At 50.2% G+C, this 21,940-nt stretch carries 26 protein-coding genes; 12 read left to right on the top strand and 14 right to left on the bottom strand.

Translation table 11 applies throughout. The features are described 5' to 3' along the window. The first annotated feature begins 152 nt into the window (after positions 1-152). Positions 153-1,322 carry an FISUMP domain-containing protein gene (locus tag CRO08_RS02025; RefSeq protein ID WP_097034847.1) on the top strand — a complete coding sequence of 390 codons (1,170 nt, stop codon included), beginning with the start codon at positions 153-155 and terminating at the stop codon, positions 1,320-1,322. A gap of 177 nt (positions 1,323-1,499) precedes the next feature. Beyond that, positions 1,500-2,495 carry a fibrobacter succinogenes major paralogous domain-containing protein gene (locus CRO08_RS02030; RefSeq protein ID WP_097034848.1) on the top strand — a complete coding sequence of 332 codons (996 nt, stop codon included), beginning with the start codon at positions 1,500-1,502 and terminating at the stop codon, positions 2,493-2,495. A gap of 36 nt (positions 2,496-2,531) precedes the next feature. Here CRO08_RS02030 and CRO08_RS02035 read toward each other — a convergent pair whose 3' ends face one another. Continuing rightward, entirely contained in the window at positions 2,532-3,140 is a 609-nt protein-coding gene (locus CRO08_RS02035; RefSeq protein WP_097034849.1) for a GNAT family N-acetyltransferase, read from the bottom strand. Next, positions 3,140-3,307, bottom strand: a complete 168-nt coding sequence (locus CRO08_RS16875; protein WP_173319863.1) for a hypothetical protein — start codon at positions 3,305-3,307, stop codon at positions 3,140-3,142. The genes CRO08_RS02035 and CRO08_RS16875 overlap by 1 nt, the downstream gene beginning before the upstream one ends. A gap of 287 nt (positions 3,308-3,594) precedes the next feature. Here CRO08_RS16875 and CRO08_RS02045 point away from each other — a divergent pair, with 287 nt between their 5' ends. Then, positions 3,595-4,869: a carboxymuconolactone decarboxylase family protein gene (locus CRO08_RS02045; RefSeq protein ID WP_097034850.1), complete on the top strand. Its 1,275-nt coding sequence runs from the start codon at positions 3,595-3,597 to the stop codon at positions 4,867-4,869. 15 nt (positions 4,870-4,884) lie between these two features. Then, positions 4,885-5,568: a DUF4405 domain-containing protein gene (locus CRO08_RS02050; RefSeq protein ID WP_097034851.1), complete on the top strand. Its 684-nt coding sequence runs from the start codon at positions 4,885-4,887 to the stop codon at positions 5,566-5,568. Here CRO08_RS02050 and CRO08_RS02055 read toward each other — a convergent pair. From CRO08_RS02055 to CRO08_RS16880, 3 genes are all read right to left on the bottom strand, one after another. Next, the gene (locus tag CRO08_RS02055) at positions 5,528-5,842 is read right to left on the bottom strand and encodes a multidrug efflux SMR transporter (protein ID WP_097035695.1); all 315 of its coding nucleotides are present in this window, start codon (positions 5,840-5,842) and stop codon (positions 5,528-5,530) included. The genes CRO08_RS02050 and CRO08_RS02055 overlap by 41 nt on opposite strands. Before the next feature lie 230 nt (positions 5,843-6,072). Beyond that, positions 6,073-6,807, bottom strand: coding sequence for an acyl-[acyl-carrier-protein] thioesterase (locus tag CRO08_RS02060; RefSeq protein ID WP_097034852.1), 735 nt, complete (start codon positions 6,805-6,807; stop codon positions 6,073-6,075). A 4-nt stretch (positions 6,808-6,811) separates the two neighbouring features. Then, positions 6,812-7,189, bottom strand: a complete 378-nt coding sequence (locus tag CRO08_RS16880) for a hypothetical protein (RefSeq protein WP_176495028.1) — start codon at positions 7,187-7,189, stop codon at positions 6,812-6,814. Positions 7,190-7,334: 145 nt separating this feature from the next. On the opposite strand from CRO08_RS16880, the gene CRO08_RS02070 reads away from it, so the two are divergent. The 3 genes from CRO08_RS02070 (at position 7,335) to CRO08_RS02080 (ending at position 8,824) form a co-directional block, all read left to right on the top strand. Further along, a complete protein-coding gene (locus CRO08_RS02070) occupies positions 7,335-7,931 on the top strand; it encodes a TetR/AcrR family transcriptional regulator (protein WP_176495029.1) in 597 nt (198 codons plus the stop codon). Continuing rightward, on the top strand, positions 7,918-8,346 hold the full coding sequence (locus tag CRO08_RS02075; protein WP_097034854.1) for a hypothetical protein: 429 nt from the start codon (positions 7,918-7,920) through the stop codon (positions 8,344-8,346). Before CRO08_RS02070 ends, CRO08_RS02075 begins: the two co-directional genes overlap by 14 nt. Before the next feature lie 76 nt (positions 8,347-8,422). Then, positions 8,423-8,824 carry a hypothetical protein gene (locus tag CRO08_RS02080; RefSeq protein ID WP_097034855.1) on the top strand — a complete coding sequence of 134 codons (402 nt, stop codon included), beginning with the start codon at positions 8,423-8,425 and terminating at the stop codon, positions 8,822-8,824. An 84-nt stretch (positions 8,825-8,908) separates the two neighbouring features. Here the strand turns inward: CRO08_RS02080 and tatC are convergent, their stop codons facing one another. Both tatC and CRO08_RS02090 read right to left on the bottom strand, forming a co-directional pair. Continuing rightward, complete coding sequence (tatC, locus tag CRO08_RS02085; protein ID WP_097034856.1) at positions 8,909-9,631, bottom strand: twin-arginine translocase subunit TatC; 723 nt, start codon at positions 9,629-9,631, stop codon at positions 8,909-8,911. Then, a complete protein-coding gene (locus CRO08_RS02090) occupies positions 9,631-9,855 on the bottom strand; it encodes a twin-arginine translocase TatA/TatE family subunit (RefSeq protein ID WP_088637362.1) in 225 nt (74 codons plus the stop codon). Before CRO08_RS02090 ends, tatC begins: the two co-directional genes overlap by 1 nt. A 74-nt stretch (positions 9,856-9,929) precedes the next feature. On the opposite strand from CRO08_RS02090, the gene CRO08_RS02095 reads away from it, so the two are divergent. The 4 genes from CRO08_RS02095 (at position 9,930) to CRO08_RS02110 (ending at position 14,417) form a co-directional block, all read left to right on the top strand. After that, a complete protein-coding gene (locus tag CRO08_RS02095; protein WP_097035696.1) occupies positions 9,930-10,511 on the top strand; it encodes a flavodoxin family protein in 582 nt (193 codons plus the stop codon). Position 10,512: 1 nt separating this feature from the next. Beyond that, positions 10,513-11,613: an MBL fold metallo-hydrolase gene (locus CRO08_RS02100; RefSeq protein WP_176495030.1), complete on the top strand. Its 1,101-nt coding sequence runs from the start codon at positions 10,513-10,515 to the stop codon at positions 11,611-11,613. Positions 11,614-11,735: 122 nt separating this feature from the next. Then, the gene (locus tag CRO08_RS02105; RefSeq protein WP_097034857.1) at positions 11,736-13,319 is read left to right on the top strand and encodes a CotH kinase family protein; all 1,584 of its coding nucleotides are present in this window, start codon (positions 11,736-11,738) and stop codon (positions 13,317-13,319) included. Positions 13,320-13,337: 18 nt separating this feature from the next. After that, on the top strand, positions 13,338-14,417 hold the full coding sequence (locus tag CRO08_RS02110; protein ID WP_097034858.1) for a nickel/cobalt transporter: 1,080 nt from the start codon (positions 13,338-13,340) through the stop codon (positions 14,415-14,417). Positions 14,418-14,440: 23 nt separating this feature from the next. Here the strand turns inward: CRO08_RS02110 and CRO08_RS02115 are convergent, their stop codons facing one another. From CRO08_RS02115 to CRO08_RS02145, 7 genes are all read right to left on the bottom strand, one after another. After that, positions 14,441-15,298, bottom strand: a complete 858-nt coding sequence (locus tag CRO08_RS02115) for an ATP-binding protein (RefSeq protein WP_072813202.1) — start codon at positions 15,296-15,298, stop codon at positions 14,441-14,443. Positions 15,299-15,403: 105 nt separating this feature from the next. Continuing rightward, positions 15,404-15,799, bottom strand: a complete 396-nt coding sequence (locus tag CRO08_RS02120; RefSeq protein ID WP_072809024.1) for a biopolymer transporter ExbD — start codon at positions 15,797-15,799, stop codon at positions 15,404-15,406. Then, a complete protein-coding gene (locus CRO08_RS02125; RefSeq protein ID WP_073053817.1) occupies positions 15,800-16,381 on the bottom strand; it encodes a MotA/TolQ/ExbB proton channel family protein in 582 nt (193 codons plus the stop codon). An 11-nt stretch (positions 16,382-16,392) separates the two neighbouring features. Then, positions 16,393-17,118 (bottom strand): energy transducer TonB, encoded by a 726-nt coding sequence (locus CRO08_RS02130; protein WP_097034859.1) that lies wholly within the window; start codon positions 17,116-17,118, stop codon positions 16,393-16,395. 9 nt (positions 17,119-17,127) lie between these two features. Next, positions 17,128-18,339 carry a DUF1302 family protein gene (locus tag CRO08_RS02135; RefSeq protein ID WP_097034860.1) on the bottom strand — a complete coding sequence of 404 codons (1,212 nt, stop codon included), beginning with the start codon at positions 18,337-18,339 and terminating at the stop codon, positions 17,128-17,130. A gap of 22 nt (positions 18,340-18,361) precedes the next feature. Next, positions 18,362-19,138: an outer membrane lipoprotein-sorting protein gene (locus CRO08_RS02140; protein WP_097035698.1), complete on the bottom strand. Its 777-nt coding sequence runs from the start codon at positions 19,136-19,138 to the stop codon at positions 18,362-18,364. Between the two features lie 15 nt (positions 19,139-19,153). Beyond that, positions 19,154-21,529 (bottom strand): RND family transporter, encoded by a 2,376-nt coding sequence (locus tag CRO08_RS02145; RefSeq protein ID WP_097034861.1) that lies wholly within the window; start codon positions 21,527-21,529, stop codon positions 19,154-19,156. A 158-nt stretch (positions 21,530-21,687) separates the two neighbouring features. Between CRO08_RS02145 and CRO08_RS02150 the strand changes: the two genes are divergently transcribed. Then, positions 21,688-21,939 (top strand): FeoA family protein, encoded by a 252-nt coding sequence (locus CRO08_RS02150; protein WP_254794573.1) that lies wholly within the window; start codon positions 21,688-21,690, stop codon positions 21,937-21,939. Position 21,940: the final 1 nt, after the last annotated feature.

Here is a 21,940-nt window from a genome sequence, read left to right on the forward strand (position 1 = left end):
AAAAATTTATGACAATTTTGCACTTTTTATTTAGAACGGTCTTTTTGCCGGACGGCATTCTTGTTTCCTAAATTTTACAATGGGGGGGGTATGGACTTTGGCAGGGGCGTTACCTATATTTAACAGGATAAACTATAGACGGGGATGTTTTTATGAAGAAGTCTTTCCAGCGTGTCATTGCGACCCTGAACTTGTTTCAGGGGAAGCAATCTCTACCCATCTTTATGTTGGCGGCAATCTTTGCCCTTTCCGCCTGTGACGACTCTTCGTCGGCGGGTGGCGATGAAACCGGTGTTTCCAGTTCATCTGTAGAGTCGCCTGATTCGAGTGTCACCCTGAGCGGAGCGTCAGCGGAGTCGAATGGGTCTAGTAACGAAAATATGGAAAAAGACAAGTCTTCCAGTAGTGTCAAGGGTTCCGAGCCCGCCGAAGTGTTCAGCAGTTCCGCGAAAGAAACAAAGAACTCGTCCGATTCCAAGAGTTCAAGTTCTGTGAAGTCAGATGATTCTTCTAGCAGCAAGAAGGATGTATCTAGTTCGTCGGTCAATTCTTCGTCAAGTGCCAAGTCTAGCAGCAGTTCTTCTGTGAAGCAGTCTTCTTCATCGGTTGCTTCTAGTAGCAGTGAGTATAAACCCTACAATCATCAAAAGGTTTTTTCTTCGGATAGTCTTCTTTCCGGTGCCTATAAACAATTTACAGATAAACGCAACGGGCGCATATATTTTTATCTTACAATAAATGGAAAAAATCAGGCAGGTGAGTCTGCTTCTGTGACGGTTATGGCTGAAAATCTGAATGTCGGTATTGATGTTTCGGGTGCTGAAGATCAAAGCGATGATTCAAAAATAGAACGTTATTGTTATAATGACGATACAACGAATTGCGATAAATTTGGTGGACTTTACCAATGGGCGGAAGCGATGCAGTTGCCGAGTGAGTGCAATACCAAGAGTTGTGCCGACCAAATTAAGCCAAATCACCAAGGAATTTGCCCAGATGGTTGGCGTTTGCTGACATACGACGATTTCTACATCGTAGTTCATGCAGACGGAAACGTTAATCCACTTGTGGAGGGGGTGCGAGCCATTGCATTTGGCGGACATAACTACAGCGGGTACAGTCTGATTGGGGCTGGGTATAATTGGAATCATACATTCAAAAATTTAAATGAAGGTACTTATTGGTTTTACCCAGAAGAATCCGTTAAGAACGCAGATGTGGCGACATATTCTACTAATCAGAATAAATATTCTTCTGGTTTCTCACGAAATGAAGTGTATAAAACACATGGTTTTTCAGTCCGCTGCGTAAAGGTTGACTAACGAATTCATAATAAGGATGACATATGGCCAAGAAAAACTACAATCACGGAATGAACAATTTCAAAATTGAACAACTTGAACCCCGTTATATGATGGATTTTGCGGTATAAATTCCACATTCCATATTTCACATTGCTTGGTTTGTGGGTGGTGAAATTTTTTACAGGAGATAATGGTATGAAGTGTGTCAAGGGTCTTGGTTTCTTGTGGGTGGCGGTGCTCGCGGCATTCTACGCCCTTTCCGCCTGTGACGACTCGTCGTCGGCGGGTGGCGATGACGGCGAAACAAGCGCCCTGAGCAGCAGTGCCAAGGTCACTGAGCCAGCCGAAGTGACCGACGACTCCAGCGACAGCAAGGATAATCCTTCTTCGGCAGGAACATCGACCAAGTCCAGCAATTCGAATACATCTGGAAATGACGCAAAGTCAAGCAACAGTTCTGTGGGCAAGGAGGATTGTTCAGCTCTTCTGGAAGGAAATACGGGCTGGAGTTGGGATGTGCCGAAAGAATGCCGCTTCAATCCTGACATTGACTACGGCTCTATGACTGATGAGCGTGACGGCAATGTCTATAGGACGGTGAAAATTGGTGACCAGGTATGGATGGCAGAGAATCTGAACTACGACCCAGGACAGGGTGGTTTGGGTGAGGATAAATACGATTGGTCTTGGTGCTACAACAATGAGCCGAAAAATTGCGATGTGGCTGGTCGTCTTTACACCTGGGCAGCGGCTATTGATTCGGTGAAACTCGCTAATGATATAGAAAAACCATGTGTTTGTGGTTTTTACAAAGAGTGCCATAACATTGAACCTGTCCAAGGTATTTGTCCTAAAGGTTGGCATTTGCCAAGCAGGAGCGAGTGGGACACTTTGTTTAAGACTGTTCACGGTTGGTCCACTGCTGCCGCCAAACTCAAGGCCCAGAGTGGCTGGAATGGAAAAGGTAACGGCGATGACTCATTCGGATTTACCGCTATTCCTTCTGGCATCCGTACATTCTCTCAGAGATTTGACCATGTTGGTCACTATGCATATTTTTGGAGTTCTACTGATTACTACGGTTCCAGCGCATACGGTATATACCTGATCGATTATGACAGATCAAGGTACGAAAAGCAATTATCCAAGGATGACGGGTACTCCATCCGTTGCGTCAAGGACTCCGAGTAGGGGTGTTGCCACCTAGGCTTTCCCTAACGCGAATGTTTATTCTGCTTTGCCTGTCTGTTTCTTTTTCAATTCAATCAGATCGAAATACATCAGACGGCTGTTCAATGGCCTGTCAGGACCGAGTCCCCGGAATTCGCGTTCTTGTTCTTCGGTGCTGAACAGGAATTTGAACTCGTTGTTTTGATAAAACCTTAGGTTTCGTTCCTTGTTGTAGGAATCTACCAGCAGGAAACGGCAACCGGTCTTGTTAAGCGGGTCAACGAACCAAGCCTTTATAAAACTGAGAACGTCACTCCCCAGATGTTTGCTCTGAAAATCAAGGCTTATGCCGAGTCTGCCAATCATGACGGCCGGATAACTGCTGTATATCTTTTCGCGGGGGATGTTTTTCTCGACTTTTTTCTTGCGTGACCCCGGAATTTTCTTGATGCTGTCATTGGAAAGAGTGAAAACCGCCACCAGTTGAGCCGGGTCATCGACAAGGGAAAAACAATAATTCTTGCAAAGCAACTCTTCGCTCTGCAAAAATGCGTCTTTTGTGAAGAAATCGTCCAAGTCGTTGTCCCCGCACTTGAATGATTTGCATAGGGCGGCCTTGCCTTGAGTGTAGAACCCAAAGCGGCAATTCTGTTGGAGAAAGTTCATTACTTAAATTCTCTAAAATCGGCCTTGGAGAGAATGTCTCTGGCCTGTTCAATTTGCTTGGAGAAATCGATGGAACCACGACGCTTTTCGCTTTCTTCCATCATGAGGTCAAACCTGTCCGACGCTTCGCCGGTCAGTATCGGTACCGATGCGATTGCTAGTGCCATGATGACCTCCATTGTTGAATTGAACTATGACTAATATACATTTTTCCTCGTGCTGGTGCAAGTGGTGAAACTTGAGTCAATTGGCTTATTTGAGGAAAATGAAGCCTTTTGACCATGCAAGAGCAAAAATATATTTTTAGAGTGTCATAAAATGACAAAATGGAAAAGAAACGGAATTTTGTCGTTTTTTACTATGCGTTTTACGCATACTGAGCATGAAAAAATGGTATTTTGCGGGGTTTGCGCATTTATTTATATTAAAGGCGTAGATAAGAAAGGAACAAACCATGAAACTAGGGACGATTATGACGATGCTTGGTATGGGTGCGGTGCTTGCCGCGTGTGACTGCAGCCCGCAGGGCGAGGCGAAGGCGCTTTCGCAGGACAAGGAACTGCGTGCCGTGATGGATAACTTCACGCAGAACGAGGTTCCGGCGGCGACTCCGCTTGTGGAAAAGCGCGAGGTGGAGTTGATTCGCCTAGTGTCGCTTGTGACGCAGCAGTCGGGCGCTCTTTTGCAAGAAGAAGTGGCGACGGCGCTTGCGCAGGGTCTTGCTCCCGAAGAAATTCTCGAGGCGATTTACCAGTGCGCCCCCTACACCGGGTTCCCGCGGACAGTGGATGCGGTTGAAATTGCCCGCAGCGTGTTCAAGGCGAAGAACGTGAAGGTGGAAGAAAACCGTGGAACGGTGACGGCGCAGTCCCGCCTGGAGGCGGGTGCCGATGCGCAGGGAACGCTGTTCGGCCAGACTTTCCGCGACATGGCGAAGAACGGCAAGAGCGGGATGCCGACTATCAATTACTTCTTGGCGAGCAACTGCTTTGGCGATTACTACACCCGCAAGGGGCTTGACCTGAATACCCGCGAACTCTTGACGATGGCGATTCTCGTGAACTTGGGAACGGAGCCGCAGCTCAAGGCGCACATCGGCGCGAACCTGAAGATTCGCACGGCCGACTACGTGGAACAGGCGATTTACAACTGCTTGCCGTATTGCGGTTACCCGCGCACGCTGAACGCGTTGCGACTGCTCAAGGAAGCGGTGGCTGAGACGGCAAGCCAACAAGGCCCTTCGGCAAGCTCAGGGACCTTGAACGCGGCTGGTGCTGTAAACGCGGCGGACGCAAAGGTCGCTGAGCAAGGTCGAAGCGTGCCGGGAAAGGACTGGAGTGTGTTCCCGGTGGGCAAGCCGAACGACGCCTACGCCAGGTATTTCGTGGGCAAGAGCTATCTCGACATGATCAGCAGGGAACAGGTGGGTGTGGGGAATGTGACTTTTGAACCGGCGTGCCGCAACAACTGGCATATCCATCATGCAAAGAAGGGCGGTGGCCAGATTCTCATCGCGACGGCGGGCCGCGGCTACTACCAGGAATGGGGCAAGCCGGCGGTGGAACTGAAGCCCGGCGACGTGGTGAACATTCCGGCAGGTGTCAAGCATTGGCACGGGGCGGCTCCGGATTCCTGGTTCCAGCATTTGGCGATTGAAGTCCCTGGCGAAGGCGGTCGCAACGAATGGCTTGAGCCCGTGAGCGACGAAGACTACGGGAAGTTGAAATAATGTATATTCCCTAATATGCCTATTTCCGCTAAAATTCGCATGCCGCTTGATATCGCGATGACGGTCGCGACGCTCGTGCTGATGGGCGGCAATTACTTCTTTGAATCGACTGCCGTTCACGAGATTCTGGGCGTGGTGCTGCTTGTTCTGTGGGCGGTGCACATCACGCTGAACCGGCGATTTTTCCTTTCGCTGTTCAAGGGCCGTTACAACGCATTCCGTATTCTGCAGGCGGTCGTGAATTGCGGGATTCTTTTGTGCGCGATTTTCCTGATGATGAGCGGCATCATGCTTTCGAACCATGTGTTCGCCTGGCTCGGGATTGAATCTGGCGCAAGTTTCGCCCGCGCGGCGCACCTGCTCGCAAGCCATTGGTATTACGTGTTTATGTCGCTCCACATTGGGCTGCATTTGAGCCTGATTGCAAACCGCTTGGGACTTGCGGGTGCGTCCAAGTCAAAGGCGGCGCTTATCGCAACCCGCGTGATTGCCGCTCTCGTGGCGGGCTACGGAATTTACGCCTTCGCGATTCGCGGACTTTGGAAATACATGTTCCTGCAACAACCCTTCTTCTTCTTTGATGCGGAACGCGGCTACGCCCTCTTTTTCGTGGACTATATCGCCATCGTCGTGCTGTTTGCCGTCGCGGTACATCTTTTTAATGCAATAATTTCAACCCGACAATCCCGGATAAGATAAGCAAAACGCAAATGGCTTTCGGGATAGAGAAATGCTCCTGAAATAGATAAACGCCCAGGGCGAAAGTTCCCACCGTGCCTAGTCCTGTCCATATCGCGTAGGCGGTGCCGAGCGGCAGTTTCTTTACGGCGAGCGACAAGAATACGGCGCTCAAAAGGAAACCGATTACCGTGATGACTGAAGGGACTGTTTTGGAAAAGCCCTCCGAATATTTCATGGCGCAGGCCCAAACCACTTCGAGAACGCCCGCCACGGCAAGCGTAAACCATTCCATTTCTTTACCTCCAGGAATCTTTATCTTCAAAGACCTAACGATAAAGAATGCGTGTTCCCCCATTACCCGGTGGCAATAGGGCGCGGTTCAAATTATGGAATAAAGATAGTTATTCCGCAAAAAAAATCTTCTTCCTGAATCTGGAACACGGCTATCTGCTGTTCGCACTAGACTACATCGCCATCATGGCTTTGTTCGCGATGGCGATGCACCTTTTTAATGCAATAATTTTAATCCGACAGACGAGAACTTAGCTCCACAAGCGTACACAGCGTTCCATTTGGCGAAAAAATGGCTACCGTCGATTTGCGATCAATCTTTTTTTGTTTGCATATGGCGATATTCTCATTCGTAAGGGCATTCTTATAGACTATGCGAATATTTCTGAAACTTGCAGATTCATACAATTCCATTGGTAACGATTCAAGAGCGAAATCGAGATAACATAAATTGTGTACATGATTGTTGAAGTCGATGTCGCTTCGGCGTATTGCAATTTCTGTCTCCGAATCAAAAACTTCAGGAATCGTTATTTTTTCAAGTTTTATTCCACCGAATACAGTTTTGTCCTCTGGCTCATAAGATGCGATTAATTCGGGGCGCAATCTCGCAAGTCTATTCGCCTTCACGTCAAAAAGAACCCATTTTGCGGTAGCCTCGGCACAGAGTTTTTCGTCTGAAAATAATTCGTAGTTTCGCGAGCACCCGAAAGAAGAAGAAGGTTTCTCAATCCATGTTTTTACTTGTAGTTTATTTTCGTATCTCGGATACGATTTGATTCTAACGTCCCATTCAGCAAGAACCCAAGTAACGCCACTTGCACTTCTTGCGATTACCGCATCTCCAGCTAAATCGGAATGACGATTGCCAGCATTTTCGAACATTTTAAGCATCGCTTGGGCAGTAAGGCATCCTTTAAAGTCGTAGTTTTCTAGAATTCTTTCAAACGAAGTCTCAAAAACCATTCGCCTATTCCTCACGAAAAACAATGTTGCACTTGGGAATAAACCGGAATCCGCCACGACGGTAACGATCTATTTCAAAAAAATTTTTTAAGCCATTGTTTGTTATTTCGCCATTTACTTTTCTACCTTCGATATGCGCAACGACGCGATTCAATCGGCTTTCGAAGTTTGGGCGTAAAGGATCCATGCAAATTGATGTGTCTCGCTTAAACTCTCTGTTTTCGAACTCATCTCGACCTGTTGTTGTATATTCACTGAGAATATTACGAAGAATCTTTGCGGGAACATTACGCATCACGTGCTTGCCATTTACCGAAATAGAATCTGAATCCGTATAATAGACAATTTCGACAGCGTCGCTCATGGCATAGTCCAAACTCATAGGCAATCCTTGAAAAAAGGAATTTTACATAAACAGATAAAACAGTTGTTTTTTCTGTTTGAAAGATATAAATTGTAATAGACCAATACAATGATTTTTGATCAGAATGGACAAAACGGAGAAATTTGTTATGCCTGTAAGGAATATGGATGGCGTTGCACTTTATAACGAAAAACAGAATGAATTTGTTCGGCAATGCCTTAGGGATGCTCTTATGATTTTGATGAAACAAAAAAAATACGACACTATATCGATTAGCGAATTATGTCGAAAAGCGGGAGTATCAAGGTCAGGATTCTATAACAATTTTTCAGCTCTAGCCGATGTATTTAAGGAAATTGCGCGAACATTCATTCAGGAAATTACGGAAAAAAATGCTCCGTTTCAAAACCACAACAGTCTAAAATGGTATGAACGCTTCTTTGAACTCGTCGAACTGCATGCAAACGATTATCGAGTAATCGTTTCGAGCGCAGGATTGCGAGAAAAATATCTTGAAGTATCAAACGAGATAATGCTCGACCACGACTGGATTGACGAAAAAGAGGCTTGCCGCCGGCTTGCATTCAATGGCGCAATCCAGAATGTTGCCTTCCAATGGATTAAGGACGGCATGAAATTAAGCCGGAAGAAAATGGCTACATGGTGCTATCGTTTTCTAGAGCGGAATGGGACACAAATGAAAAAAAAACAATTTTTTTTCCTCAAAAATTCTATTTTAACCACCAATGAAGACCATTAAACAAAATTTCGTTTTGATGATTGCGGCGGCATTTTTTGCAATTCTCGCCGCAGTTGTTGAAGGTTCTTTTGTTTACGATTACGATGTTGAATTAAGGTCAAGCGTCGAATTAAGCGATGCCGAATTCAACCAAAATTCAGCTTCCAAAAAAACGCATTTTCTGTCGCGAGAAGTTTCGTCCGAAGCAGTTCTGCTTACACGCAGAGCTGGGCAACAAGCGCTTTCGCGCACTATACGGAACGCAGGTTTCCACGGAGTCGGCGGCCGCGATGCTATCACATTAAAATGGAGCGCAAAGCACGCCGTTCAAAAAGTTTTTGCACCAATCGGAACTCACAATGTTTTTCCGACACCCCTCGCATATCAAGTCCCCAAAGAATATTACGTATTCACGCTAAAGCGAATACTTTGTTAACAAGTTCTTTCTCTCAGCACACATTCCGCCGCGCAATTAATCGGCAAAAATCAAACTTTTAACAAAGAGAAAGAAAATGGAAAACATTTCCAAGATGGAGATGGCTAACGCCCTCTTCAATAAGCCCTATATCAAGACCGAAAAGAAGTTTTTCGGTTTCAAAACCTATGTCACTTACACTAAGACGAATTCGCCCGTTGTGGGAATATGCCTGGATTACAGCCCTACGGAGGGCCAAAAGGTCAAGGAAATTGTCGAAGCGTCTTCAAGCGCCCTGGATGCGGTCGTTCAAAAAAATGGCCATCCGAAAACAAGCGACAATGGAAACCTCCGGCTGAATCTTTGCTATTCGCAGGACCGCGAATTTGCGGCACTGCATTTGCAGCAGTTCTCGGGATTCGAGTACCATAACGTAGGTGGAATCCGTTTTGTCGAAGGCGACGAGGCGCGTAAACTTCTCGCCGTTTTCGTGAAATAAACGGACGTAGAACTGCAAAAATAAAGCTCTCTCGGGTAATCCGGGAGAGCGTTGTTTGTAAATGATTTTGCAGTAAACCGCTATTTAATTTCGATTCTTGAACCGTCTTGCGGCAAATAAGCCCGTTTCAAAAAGAAGATATGTCGGTGCGCCCAGTAGTAGTTGGCTTATTATGTCGGGTGGAGTAAGGAGCGCGGCGAACAACAGGATTGCCACCACCACGTAGGGGCGCTTGTTGCAGACGGTCTCGTAATTTACGATGCCCGCACGGATTAACGCGTAGGTCACCAGCGGGAACTGGAACATGCATCCGAACGCCAGCGAAAGCCAGAGCGCGAGTGTTACCAAGTTAGAGATGCCAAATACGGGCTGTAGGGTCGTGCTTGCAAAGCTCATGCCGAACCGCACAATCAGTGGGAAGCATACGATTAGGCAGAATGCGACGCCCGCGATAAAGAGCCCGCTGGTCATGGCCACGATGGAGCGAATGAAGCGCTTTTCGTTGTCGTATAGGGCGGGGAGCACGAACTGCCACATGTTCCAGGCGATGTAGGGCGAAAACAGCACGCAGTCCAGCAGTGCAGAAATCTTGAGCTGCAGCAGGAACACTTCCATCGGGGAAAAGTAATGGAGCGTGACGCCGCCCTGCAGGGCAATTTGTTCACAGAACCAGTCCAGAACGTAGGGTGAAACAAGGAACAGGGGCACGATGCCGATGGCAAGGGCGACAATAGAACGCAAAAGCGCCCGACGGAGCGCTTCCAAATGCGAAATCAGTGTAGCCTCTTGATCCTGTTTCGAGGACATTAGCCTTTCTTTTCTTCTTCGGTTGCTGAGCGTGCCGAAGCATCGGCGGCTTTTTCCACCGTCTTCTGCAGGTCTTCGGCTTCTTCCTTCAGGGCGTCTTTCGCCTTCTTGTACTCGTTCTGGGCTTTACCCAGGGAACGCGCAAGTTCAGGAATGCGCTTTGCCCCGAACAAAAGGAGCACCACGACCACAATCAGGATTATTTCAGGAATTCCAATGGACATTTTTTACCTGCCTTTTCCTAGAAATATAACATAATTTCTTTGTATATTTTAGGCAAAAGACAAAGGAGTTTATGATGAAGGTTGTTTTATTCAATGGTAGCCGTCGCGAAAAGGGCTGCACCTACACGGCGCTGAACCTCGTGGCCGGTGAACTCAAGGCTGCTGGCATCGAAACGGAAATTTTCTTTGTGGGTGGCCGCGTGCTGAAGGGAGAGACCGACGCCGTGGTTCACGAAGCCAAGGAAATCTTGAAAACTGCCGACGCCGTCGTTTACGGCTCTCCGGTGTACTACGCCTCCCCGAGTGGCGAAATGCTGATGTTCCTGGACAGGCTTTACGGCATTGCCGAAGCGGAACTGCTCTTTAAGCCCGCCGCAACAGTTGCTTCTGCCCGCCGCGCAGGGACCAGCGCTACGCTTGATGCTCTGAACAAGTATCCGGCGTTTGCACAGCAGCCCATGGTGGCGTCGCGCTACTGGAACATGGTTCACGGCTCCAGTCCCGAAGACGTGCTGAAGGACGAGGAAGGCGTGCAGATTATGAAGGAACTGGGCCGCAACATGGCGTGGATCCTGAAGAGCATCGAAGCGGGCAAGAAGGCGGGTGTCGTGCAGCCTGTAGCCGAAAAGAAAATCTTCACGAACTTTATCCGCTAGAATGAGAACGATGCGCTTGCGTTTTGCGAAGAACAAGAAGCTTATGATTACGGCGATTATCTTATCTGTACTTTTTATTTTGGGAGACGTGGGCGTGTTGTTCTTATCGCAGGCGAGCTTCGGCCATATTCCACAAGGCAAGCGCCTTGAGCGCATCAAGCAGTCGCCGAATTACGACGGCAAGCAGTTCGTGAACGAGGTCGAGACCGTCACCATGACGGGAGACAGGAGCGTGTTTGCCGTGTGGAAGGATTTCCTGTTCGGTGACAAGAGTCAGACTGTTCCCGATACCGCGATGAACGTCATCAAGACGGACCTGAAGTCGCTGCCGCTGGACCGCGATTGGATTGTGTGGTTCGGGCATTCCTCGTACCTGCTTAATTTATCCGGAAAGAAGGTGCTGGTGGATCCGGTTTTCTATCAGGGCTCGCCGGTGAGTTTCGTGAACAAGATGTTCAAGGGAACGGACGTCTACAAGCCCGCCGACATGCCGGATATTGACTACCTGGTAATTACGCATGACCATTGGGACCACTTGGATTACCAGGTGGTTACGGAACTGGAACCTCGCGTAAAGCGCGTGGTGACTGGCCTCGGCGTGGGCGAGCATTTTGAATACTGGGGTTACCCTGTAGAAAAGCTTGTTGAACTCGACTGGTGGGAATCTACCGACCTGGGCGAAGGCTTTAATGTGACGGCGACTCCGGCAAGGCATTTTTCGGGTCGTGATTTGCACCAGAACAAGACCCTGTGGGCATCATTCGCCTTCAAGTCTCCTAAGCGCACAATTTGGATTGGCGGCGATACGGGTTATGGCCCGCACTTCGAAAAAATCGGAAAGAAATTTACCGACATCGATTTGGCGATTCTAGAAAACGGGCAGTACAATAAGGACTGGTCGCTCATCCACACCATGCCGGAATACCTGGGCAAGGAAATGGTGGAACTGGATGCAAACCGCTACATGACGGTTCACCATTCCAAGTTCTGCCTAAGCAAGCATTCGTACACGGAACCGCTAGAAAACGCGAAACGCGCCGCCCAGGAATCGGGCAAGCCCGTGCTTATGCCGCAAATGGGCGAAGTCGTTTACCTGGAATAATACGGTTGTTTTTACACACTTCCTAAACGGATATTTTAAGCAAGCACCCGCAAAAAGGTGCTTTTTTTGACGTTTTTATCTAATTATGTGGGTACGGGGTTGGTGCTCCAAGAGGTTTGTGTATGGATTGTTTGGCACGGAGGCTTGCTCCGGTTGTTTTTGCGAGCGTGCTTGTTGCATGCGGTGAGAGTTCCGTCAGCGTTGATGCTGGCGTTGGCGTCGAAAGTGCCGGATCGAGTGACGCGATGGTTTTTGAACCTGTTTATTTCGCTTCGTCTTCAAGCGCGGGAGAAGTGCCTGCGGGAATGTCGAAGTATTCTTTTGCGGAACCGCCTGAAGGAGGCGCTTCTTCAATTGCAGACGTGCCCGAGATGCTCGTTTCGAGTAGCAGTTATTCTGCGGATCCCATGCCAAATAACGGCGTGCCTTATATTCGCATTGTCGCGGAAGATGCGACAGTACTTACGCGGACGGACAGCCTGGAAAAACCCGAGTACATCGGGTGCACCATTGAGGTCGCGGGGAACGGAAAGTATACCGATATTCCACTACGCGCCGCGAAAATAAAGCAACGCGGGAATTCTACGCGACTCTGGTATGACAAGAAGCCTTACCGCATCAAGTTCCTGGAAAAGACGGAAATGTTCGGACTTGCCGCGAACAAGGACTGGGTTCTGCTTGCAAATTTCCGCGACCCGACGAACTTGATGAATGCGCTTGCTTTCGATATCGCGCGGGAGATGGGGAATTTCAATTTTGTGAATGCAAACCGATTTGTGGAAGTGGAAATCAACGGCGATTACAAGGGGTTGTACCAGCTGACGGAACAGATTGAACAGGCGGAAAACCGCGTGAATGTTGCCGCAGACGGGGTCCTCCTGAGTTTGGACCAGGATGACGGTCCGGAACTTTCCCCCGATGCGGCGGACAACTTCTGGAGCGCTACATACAAATTGCCTGTTGCCGTAAAATACCCGAAGACGCTTGCAGAAGGTGATTTGGAACGAATCCGGACGGATTTCAAACGATTGGAAGATGCGATTGCTACTGCCGATTACGATGCGGTGCAGGCGTTACTTGACGTGCACACGTTTATGGATTTCTTGATTCTGCAAGAAATCACGCGCAACGTGGAACTCGAGGCCCCGCGTAGCATGTACCTGCACAAGGCATCTGCGGAAGGCAAGTACGTATTTGGGCCCGTGTGGGATTTTGATGGCGGTTTTGGTTACAGCTGGAACGAAGAGACGAAGGAATACTTTGGCAGTCAATCGTGGATTCTCGGGAGTACGAACCCGAGCGGAAGCCCGTTCAACTGCACGGCCGACAAGAAGAATGACTGGGGAATGTGCACTGCGGGAACATCCGGAGGCCGAGGCGGGTTTGGCGGCTTTGGTGCTAATGCCTGGGACGGTTCGGGAGCATCTGGATTTTTCACGAACCTTTTCTCTAATGCGCAATTCCTTACAGATTACAAGGCGCGCTGGGCGGAACTTGCACCGAAACTTTCTGCGCTTGTTTCGGAGCGCCTGAACGTGTATCTTACAGAAAATGCGGTGGCGATGGCGAATGATGCCGCCCGCTGGCCCTGGCCCGAAAGCAAGAACGATACGGGGAAAAATTCTGCTGCTGCGGCCCAAGATTTGGAAATGTGGATGCAGAAGCGAATTTCGGACTACGGTGCCGTGGTGGATGGATATTATTAGTTATATTGACTTTTTGGAATGAAAAAGTCTATTGTATTTTTGCTTGTCCTTTTGCTTGCGGTGGCTGCCCCGGCGGCTGTCAAGAAGAAACGTTTTGATGTGGGCGGGGGCGATGCGCCTGCCGCGACGGAAGTGGTGACGCCTGCTGAAGATTCTGCTTCTGCTGTGCCGGAGACTGCCGCGGAACCTGCTGTTGAAAAAAATGCGGCTGTTGTGCCTGCGGCGGGGCCTGAAAAACCAGCGAAAAAAACGCGGTCTCTCTATATGGTAATTGCGGAGGAACAAAAGGTCCTTCGCGAAAAGTTGACGGCGGCAATTTCGGCCATGAAAAGCGGCGAGTGGGATGCCATCTGGAAGTTCCTTTTCATCTGCCTTGTGTACGGCATGCTGCACGCGCTTGGCCCCGGACATGGCAAGTCGATTGTTGTGGGTTACTTTATTGCGCGTCGGGGTCGCTGGCGGCAGGGTGTTGCGCTTGGCGCAGGCATTACCGTAACGCATACGATGAGTGCTGTTCTGCTGTTGCTTGTTTTGTATGCAATTTTCAAGGCGACCGTGTTTAATGCGTTTGAGACTGGTCGCATCGGAATTGAACGGGCGAGTTACGCGCTGATTATGCTCACGGGTGTATTGCTGGTGGTGCTTGGAATTCGCGATGTGATTAAGTCGCGCAGGGGCTGTGAATGTGCCGCTCGGATTGAAACCGCGGAAGGTGCTGCTGCAGGGTCTGCCTGTGTGACGGGAACCGCGCAAAACGTGATGCTCCCGCCGATTGCCCGCTGGCGTGAAATCATCGGTGTCGCTGCGATTACGGGAATTGTGCCTTGCCCGGCCGTGGCGCTGATTGTGCTTTTCTGCCTGCTGAATTCTATGGTAGCGTTGTCGCTATTGGGAGCGCTTGTCATTTGCATCGGCATGACGATTACGAATGTGGCCTTCGGTATAGCCGCAGTCGCTTTCCGCAAGGGAATCGACAAGGGGAGTGCCCACACGCGTATCGCTACAAAAATATACACCGTCGCGACTCTCGCTGGCGGTATCATTATCTTTATTTCGGGACTGTTGCTGTTTACGAACCAGTTCGCGGGAAGAGTGTAGGTAACATCTACAACCGTTAAAAATTACCCTTTCTGCGGTTCGCGATTTTCGTAGTCTTCCAGGAACGAATGCAGTTCGCCGCCGGCCTTGTAGCCGGGAAATGTTTCGATGCAAACGGAGTGCAGGCTGTTGAAAATGCTCTTTTCGATGTTCGGGTTTTCGCGCTTGAGACGCTTGATAAGCGTCTTGATTTCTTGGCGCTTGCTTATGTGTTCGTCTTCGTTTTCGGCGCACTTTTCGGTAAAGCGGCAGGCGCACTGGATAAACTGTAGCCCGTTGTATTTTACCCAGTTGATGATGTCCTGTTCGTTGATGCAATACATGGGGCGGATGAGCTCCATACCGCCGAAATTCAGGCTGTGGAGTTTGGGCATCATGCCTTGCAGTTGCGAACCGTAGAACATCGCCATGACGGTGGTCTCGATGACATCGGAGAGGTGGTGGCCCAGCGCAATCTTGTTGCAGCCCAGGTCCTTTGCCTTGTGGTAGAGGTGGCCGCGACGCATCTTGGCGCAAACGTAGCAGGGGGAACGTTCTGTGTTGTTCGCTACGTCGAAAATGTTCGTCTCGAAAACAGTGATGGGGATTTCCAGGAGTTTTGCGTTGCTTTCGATTTTCTGTCGGTTGATTTCGTTGTAGCCGGGGTCCATCACAAGGTATTCTACGTCGAATTTTACGTCGCTGTGGCGGTGGAGCATCTGGATGAGCTTCGCCATAAGCATGGAATCCTTGCCGCCGGAAATGCAGACGGCAATTTTGTCGCCTTCTTCGATGAGCTTGTAGTTCTTGATGGCAGTAATGAACGGAGTCCAGAGCCTTTCACGGTATGTCTTCGAAATGCTCCGTTCTACGCTTTGGACAAATGAAAGTTCTCGTGCCATTTCCATTACCTTTTTTTGCTGTTACTTGCAAGCATGCCGGGGTGTTTGCCGTGTAGTCGAAATAGGGCATAGCGAGATAAAGATAGAAAATAAGGTATGAAAAGTTTATTCCGCGCTTTCCATCTCGTTAATCAGCTGGATATTGTACAGTTTTTGCACCTGTAAAATATCGAGGATGACGGCGATGCGTTCGTAAGTGGTTCCCTTGTCGATCTTGATGGCGACAGGGGATTTCTTGTTCTGCACTGTTGCGGCCTTTTCGCGGAGTTCGTCGGGAGTGCCGCGCTGGCCGTTAAATGCGAGTTCCGTTTCTGAGAGTTCTATGTACAAGCCTTCGGGCGTGTCGCGCTTGGTTTCGGTCTGTGTTTCCGGCAAAATCAGCTTGAGTACCGATTCGTCTTGTTTGAACACCGATGTCACTAGGAAAAACACTAGCAGCAAGAAGACGCAGTCGATGAGCGGCGTCATGTCGGGGCGGATTCGGCGGGTGCGCTTGGCCATTTATGCATCCTCGTTTGCGGAATCGGCGCTCTGAGAACGGATGTGGTCTTTCTCCTTGAGAATGCGGCCCAGCTGCAAAAGCACATCGTTTTCCACGTTATCCTGTTCCGATTCCATGCTGGCATTCAAGTAGTTGAACGCGATAACGTGCGGAATGGCGACCACGAGGCCAATCACCGTCGTAATGAGGGCGAGCTTGATGCCTGTAGCGAATGCACCTGCGTCAGAAAGGCCCGAAACGGCGATGACGCTGAAGGCGTTGAATATGCCGAACACGGTGCCCAAAAGGCCGAGCAACGGAGAAATGCTCGCGATGTTTTCAATCGTGGTCATGCCCTTTTGTAACGGCGAGAAAGCGAGCGCGATTTCGGTGCGGATGCTTTCCATGATGATGTGGTGGTCGGTATTGTGGCTCACCACGCGGTGCAGAATTTTAGAGGGGAGGCGCTTGCGGATGCTCCTGTTGAAGAGAATCAGCGAAATGATTTTCCATACGATGATGGAATAGCCGATGAAATTCATCGCCACGAGTACGTAGGCGATAACGCCGCCCTGTTGGATAAAGTCTAAGATGTAGTTCATTGTGTTCCTGTTTAATGAAGGTTATACTTGATTGGAATCTCCATTTTCCAGGTGTCCTTGCCAAGTACAGCTGGAATCGGGTCGAACTTTGGCACGGCTTGTACGGCGGCAAGCGCGCTTTCGTTCAGTGAAGAATACGGACAGGGCTTTGCCACAACTGCTCCGCTGATGCTTCCGTCTTTTGCAACCGTAAACTGCACGCGCACGGTGCCTTCTTGCTTTAGGCGGCGGGCTGTTGCCGGGTAGTCCTTCTGTTTTTCGAAAGCCTTGCTCAGCCCCATCAGATAAGCGCGAGTCACTTTCATCAGCGAATCCTTCGAGGGCTTCGGTGGTGGAGGTGGCGGCGGAGGCGGAGGAGGCGGTGCCACGGGCTCGGGAGGCGCTTCGACAACGGGTTCCGCGTCTGTAACCACAATCGGTTCCGGCTCTGGCTCCGGTTCAGGTTCCGGCACCGTATCTTGCACGATGTTCGGGATAATTTTTGCGCGAACCACCTTCTTCACGATTTTCTTGACTTCAGGCGGGGGCGGAGGTGGCTGCAAGAGCAAGCGCTCCACATGAATCACCTCGGCATCTTCGCGGGTGGTAACCACCTGCGTCCGCTTCAGGAATCCCCAGGCGTAAAAGCCCGCATGCAGCAAGACGGCAACAACAATGCCGATGCAAAACACGCGCCGCATCGTGAATGCAGAATAGGGATTGCGCGTGCGCGATGTCGGTTCAATTTCAAAATTCATTAGATCTTATTAGAAGTAATACTTCGCTTTCGCCCAGATTTCGCGGTTCTTGTCGTAGCCTGCGAGTTGCCCGCGCTTGCCGCCAAAGTGGTCGTAACCAAGCGAAATCATTACCTGGTCGGTGACGGAGTAATCGCCCGAAACGCGTGCGTAATAGGCAAGGTTGTCTATATCGAACATGCCGTAGAGCGAAAGCTTGAGCGTGTTGTTCAGGAGCTCCTTCGAAATGCGGAAAGTCATTTCTGAGGAATTCTTTTCAACGGCTAATTTGTCCGAATAATCAGCGATATACTTGTGCAAATACTGCACCATGAAAGTCCAGTTGTCGCCGGCGTACCAGTCGATTCCTCCGAGCGCATTGAACGTGTTCTTGCGGGCGTAATCGAGGTTGCTTGCGTAACCGAGCGCTTCACCGAAGTATTCTGCGATTTCGGCACGAATCACAAATTCTCCGAGAGGCATTGAGAGGTCGCCGCCGAACATGGTCATGGTCTCGTGGATTCCGCGGATGACGATGGAATCCTTTTCAGGATCGTAGCCAGCGACAGTGACGGGCGACTGGTTGTGCGTATGGAGCGCCGAAATGGAAAAATCCAGGTTCGAGAGGAAGAAAGAGACGCGAGTTCCGAAGTCTCCGTTCTTGAAACGCGCCTCGGGTCCTTCCGGGAAGTCGAAACTGACGTTTTCGGGTAAGTCCGGTCGCCATGGGTTGTCTTCGCCTATCGGCATCTGGAAGTACCGCGGCACGGGCACGTAGACGACTTCGGCGTTTACGCGCTCGCCGGGGTACTTGAGGCGGATACCGTCAACGGCCATGCGCATGTCGTCGTAGTCGCTCGACATGAATTCGGTGTAATCTACAGGCGAAATCAGGTCGGTAACGCGAAGTCCGTCGGCAACGCCCCATACCACGATCTGACGACCCGCGCGGATTTCGAGGAAGCTGTTCGAGTAGTTGAAATACGCTTCCTGCAGTTGCACACCGGTGCGGTCGTCGAGAATGCTATTGTGTATGCCGTTTAAGCTTGCAAACAGGTAGGCGTTTTCGTAATCCACGCGCAGTTCGGCACGGAGGCGCGTCCGCGATGTCGTGAGGTCGTGCGGCCATTCCGTCTGGATGGCGTGATACGTGTCCACGAACCCGTTGAATTGGAACGGGGATTCCTGGGCGAAGGCGGATGCCGCCGCCAACAACAATGCTGCTAGAGATTGCTTCGTCACTTTGTTCCTCGCAATGACGCGATTAGAGTCCTCTTTCCAGGCGCGGGACGGTGAATGTCTTCGCGTCAAGCGGGATGTTGAACTTGAGTTCGCCGAATTCGAGGATGGTCTTGTGGTTGGCCTGCACGTTTTCCATGGTCATCTTGCCGATGGCCCAGAAACCGTCAACCTGAACGACGTTTTCGACCTTCAGCAAACGGTGCAGTTTGCCGAGCTTGTCGTAGTATTCCACCTTGGCGGCAATCAGGCAGTCCTTGCGGATCCACATGATTTTCTTCGAGAAGATTTCGTCGCTCTTCTTGGGGACGGATTCTACGACCCAGCAGTCCACGCCATCGACCTTTTCTTCGCGCACGAATGTATGCGTGTCTTCGTCGATGTTGCGCTGGCCCACATCGTCGTAGGTGAAGTCGGAACCCATGAAGTAGTCCGTCTTGGAACTCTTGCCGCTAATGCGGCGCGTCTTTTTCATGGCAGGCAGGTAGAGCCACTTGTCGTCATCCTTGTTGATGTCGTCATAATCGACAGTCAGGAATCCTGTGCCCTTCACGTCGTTGGGGTAGCGGAAGAACATAATCTGCTTGGTGTCCTTGCCCACGTCCATCGCGAACGAGGTAATCTTGCGTTCGCGCTTGCTGCCGCTCTTGTTCACGAGCGTCATCGAAAGTTCGGAACTGCGGGTGTCGCCATCGGGGCGGTCATGCACTTTTTGCACAATGTCGCGACCGGTCAATGTTTCTGCGCTCACCACGGCGCTTAAGGCGACAATAATTGTCGCGGCTGTTTTTGCGAATTTCATATTCATATTTTTCTCCTATTTTCCAAAAATCTTGAATTTCTTGATTAAAAGCGGTGTCACGAACAGGTCGGCGAGCAGTGCCGAGACAAGACCCACGAACACCACGAAACCGAAGTTGAACATCTGCGTTGCGGCCGAGGTGGTAAAGCCCGCAAAGGTCGCCACCATGATAATCGTCGTCATCACGAGAGCCGGGCCCGCCGTGCGGAATACGTTGAGAATGGACTCGCGGTAATCGCGGGTGCGGTCAAATTCCACATGCCCGTGGTTGATAAAGTGAATCGTATCGTCAACGGAAAGGCCGATAATCATCGGGATGAGCGTCGCCGTCATCATGTCAAGCGGAATGTCCGTGAGTCCGAGGTAGCCGCCCACAAAAATACCCGGCGCAATGTTCGGAATCATGCCGATAAGGCCCGTGCGAATGCTGCCGAAGACAATCATCAAAAGGACGGCCACAATGACTACAGAAATCAGGAACGAAGTCATCTGGCCGACTTCCAGGTACTGCTGCATGGCGGTGAACTGCGGCAAGTTTCCTACGGCAGTCACCTTTGCGTCCGGGTAAAGCTTGCGTGCGAAATTCTGCAAGTCCTCGATTTCCTTCTGGAGTTCGTTGGAGTTGTAACTTGAAATTTCAATCATCAGGCGGAGTTTCCTGTAATCGTAATCCATCCAGTAGCTTGCTTCGCTGCCGCCCGCGTTTTCGTAGAGCAAAAGCAGCTGAGCGACTTCTTCTTCCGTTTCGGGAATGGCGTATTTGTCCTGACGATTTTCGTTTAGCGTGCGGTCCAAATCCTTGACGATATCAAGAATCGAGGTGGAACGCTTGGTGAGCGGATACTTCCCAGCGTACTCCTGCAATTCATCGAGCTTTTTCAGGTTTTCGACTTCCTTGGCCTTGTCATTTGCTCCAAAGTCAATCACCAAGTCGTAAGAGTAGAAACTTCCGATTTCGGATTCTGCCACGTAGAGCATCTTGTTCACGTATTCGACCTTGCGGCCCATGGTGCGTTCTACGTCAAAGGCGGGTTCTATCTTGGTGAGTCCGAAAACAGAAATTGCAGTCACTATGGCGAATACAATCGCAATCGGCTTGCCGTGTCCGAGAACGAATTTGCCGATAGAATCGAGAATGATTCCCATGCGCGTGTCGCCGCGTTCAAGCACCTTCGCGTTCGGCTTCTTGTCTTTACCGAAGCTCAGGAGGATCGGCGAAACCGTCAGCGCCACGAGAAGGATAAACGCAATCGCAATTGACGAGAGAATGCCCACGGAACGGATCGGCTTGAGCATCACCGACAGGAACGAGAGCAACGCCACGATGGTGGTGAGGCCAGAGAACAGCACCGACCAGCCCGTTTCACGCATGGCGTAAAGCACCGATTCCTTGCGCTTGCCCGTAAGCATCATGTTCTTGCGGAAGAACGAATTGATGTGAATATTGTATGCAATCGATACGGCGAAGGCCAGAATCACGGGTACCAGGATGTTGGTCACGTCCATGTAAAGCCCGAGATAGCCGACCACGCCGAATGTCATGATGACGCCCGCAAAAGTCGTAATCAGCGGCGATACGATTCCGCGCAGCGAACGCGTCACCAAGAACATCACGATGATGGCACAGATGACGGTCAAGATGAAAATACGGCCCATTTCTTGCCCGATGTAGCTCATCTTTTCGAAGCTGAGGTAAGGCATGCCCGTAGCGCGCGGGTTGAGCGGTGCGTATTTTTCCTTCGCGATGATTTCAGTTGTTTCACGGCCCGTCTGCATGTCGGGCGCTTCTGCCTTCACGCCCTTCGCTTCGCCTTCGGCCTTCCACACGGAATCTTCGGGGAAGGGGCGCAGCTTGATGTTGATGAAGGCTTGCTTGCGATCGCTCGAAATCAACTTCTTCGCCAGTTCCGGCTTGTCAGCCAGACGCTTTTCGATTTCAGCGAGGCCCGCCTCGTCCGTCGGAATTTCTTCGGGCACAATCTGCGTGATTTCCATGCCCTCTTCGGTGCCAAGCATGTATTCCAAATCGACAATCGAAGTTGCCTTGCCGTCGGAATACGAGAGGCTATCGCGCAGTTCGTTCGAAAGCTCGCGCAAAAGCTTCAGGTTGTCCGGCGTCAAGATGGAATGGTCGCTTTCGACCAGCACGCCCACGAAATAGTCGTTACCGAAGGTTTCCTTGAACTTGTCCGTTTCGACAAGCATCGGGTCGCCCTCGATAAAGTAGCTGTCCCAAGACGCCTCGACGTAAATTTTTTTCATGCCCACGATCGAAACCGCAAGCAAAACGACAAACGCCACCAGCAAAATAGCGCGGTGATTGAGCAAGAATTCGCCAAAACGGCCGAACCGCTCGTTGATTCTTTCAATGTTAATCTTTGGAAGGCTCATTGTATCCTCTTTTTTTTGCGGAGCAAAAGTAGAGAGATGAGTCTAAAATTTCTACTCCAAATGGTTTTGCTCAAAACCGAATGGGTTGCAAATCTCCTCGGAGCATTCAAAACCTATTTGGAGCGGTTTTTTGAACGGGTTTCGGCTACTTTTGGCGCATGAAAAACGCTGAATTTGTCGACCGTTTGAGCCTCGCCGAAATGGGCGAGAATCGTTGCGGGACGGTCGCCCAAATTGAGGGCGATTCCCGCTTTATTTCAAGAATTGTTTCTATCGGGCTTACACCGGGTTCCGCCTTTACGCTCCTCAAGAACGACGGGCGCTCGCCGGTGCTCGTTTTTTGCCGCGATACGGTTATCGCTGTCAACCACAAGGAAAGTTCACAGATTTTTGTCAAGGTAGAATCGTAAA

Source organism: Fibrobacter sp. UWT3 (genome assembly GCF_900230125.1).
In the GTDB taxonomy this organism is placed as follows: Bacteria; Fibrobacterota; Fibrobacteria; order Fibrobacterales; family Fibrobacteraceae; genus Fibrobacter.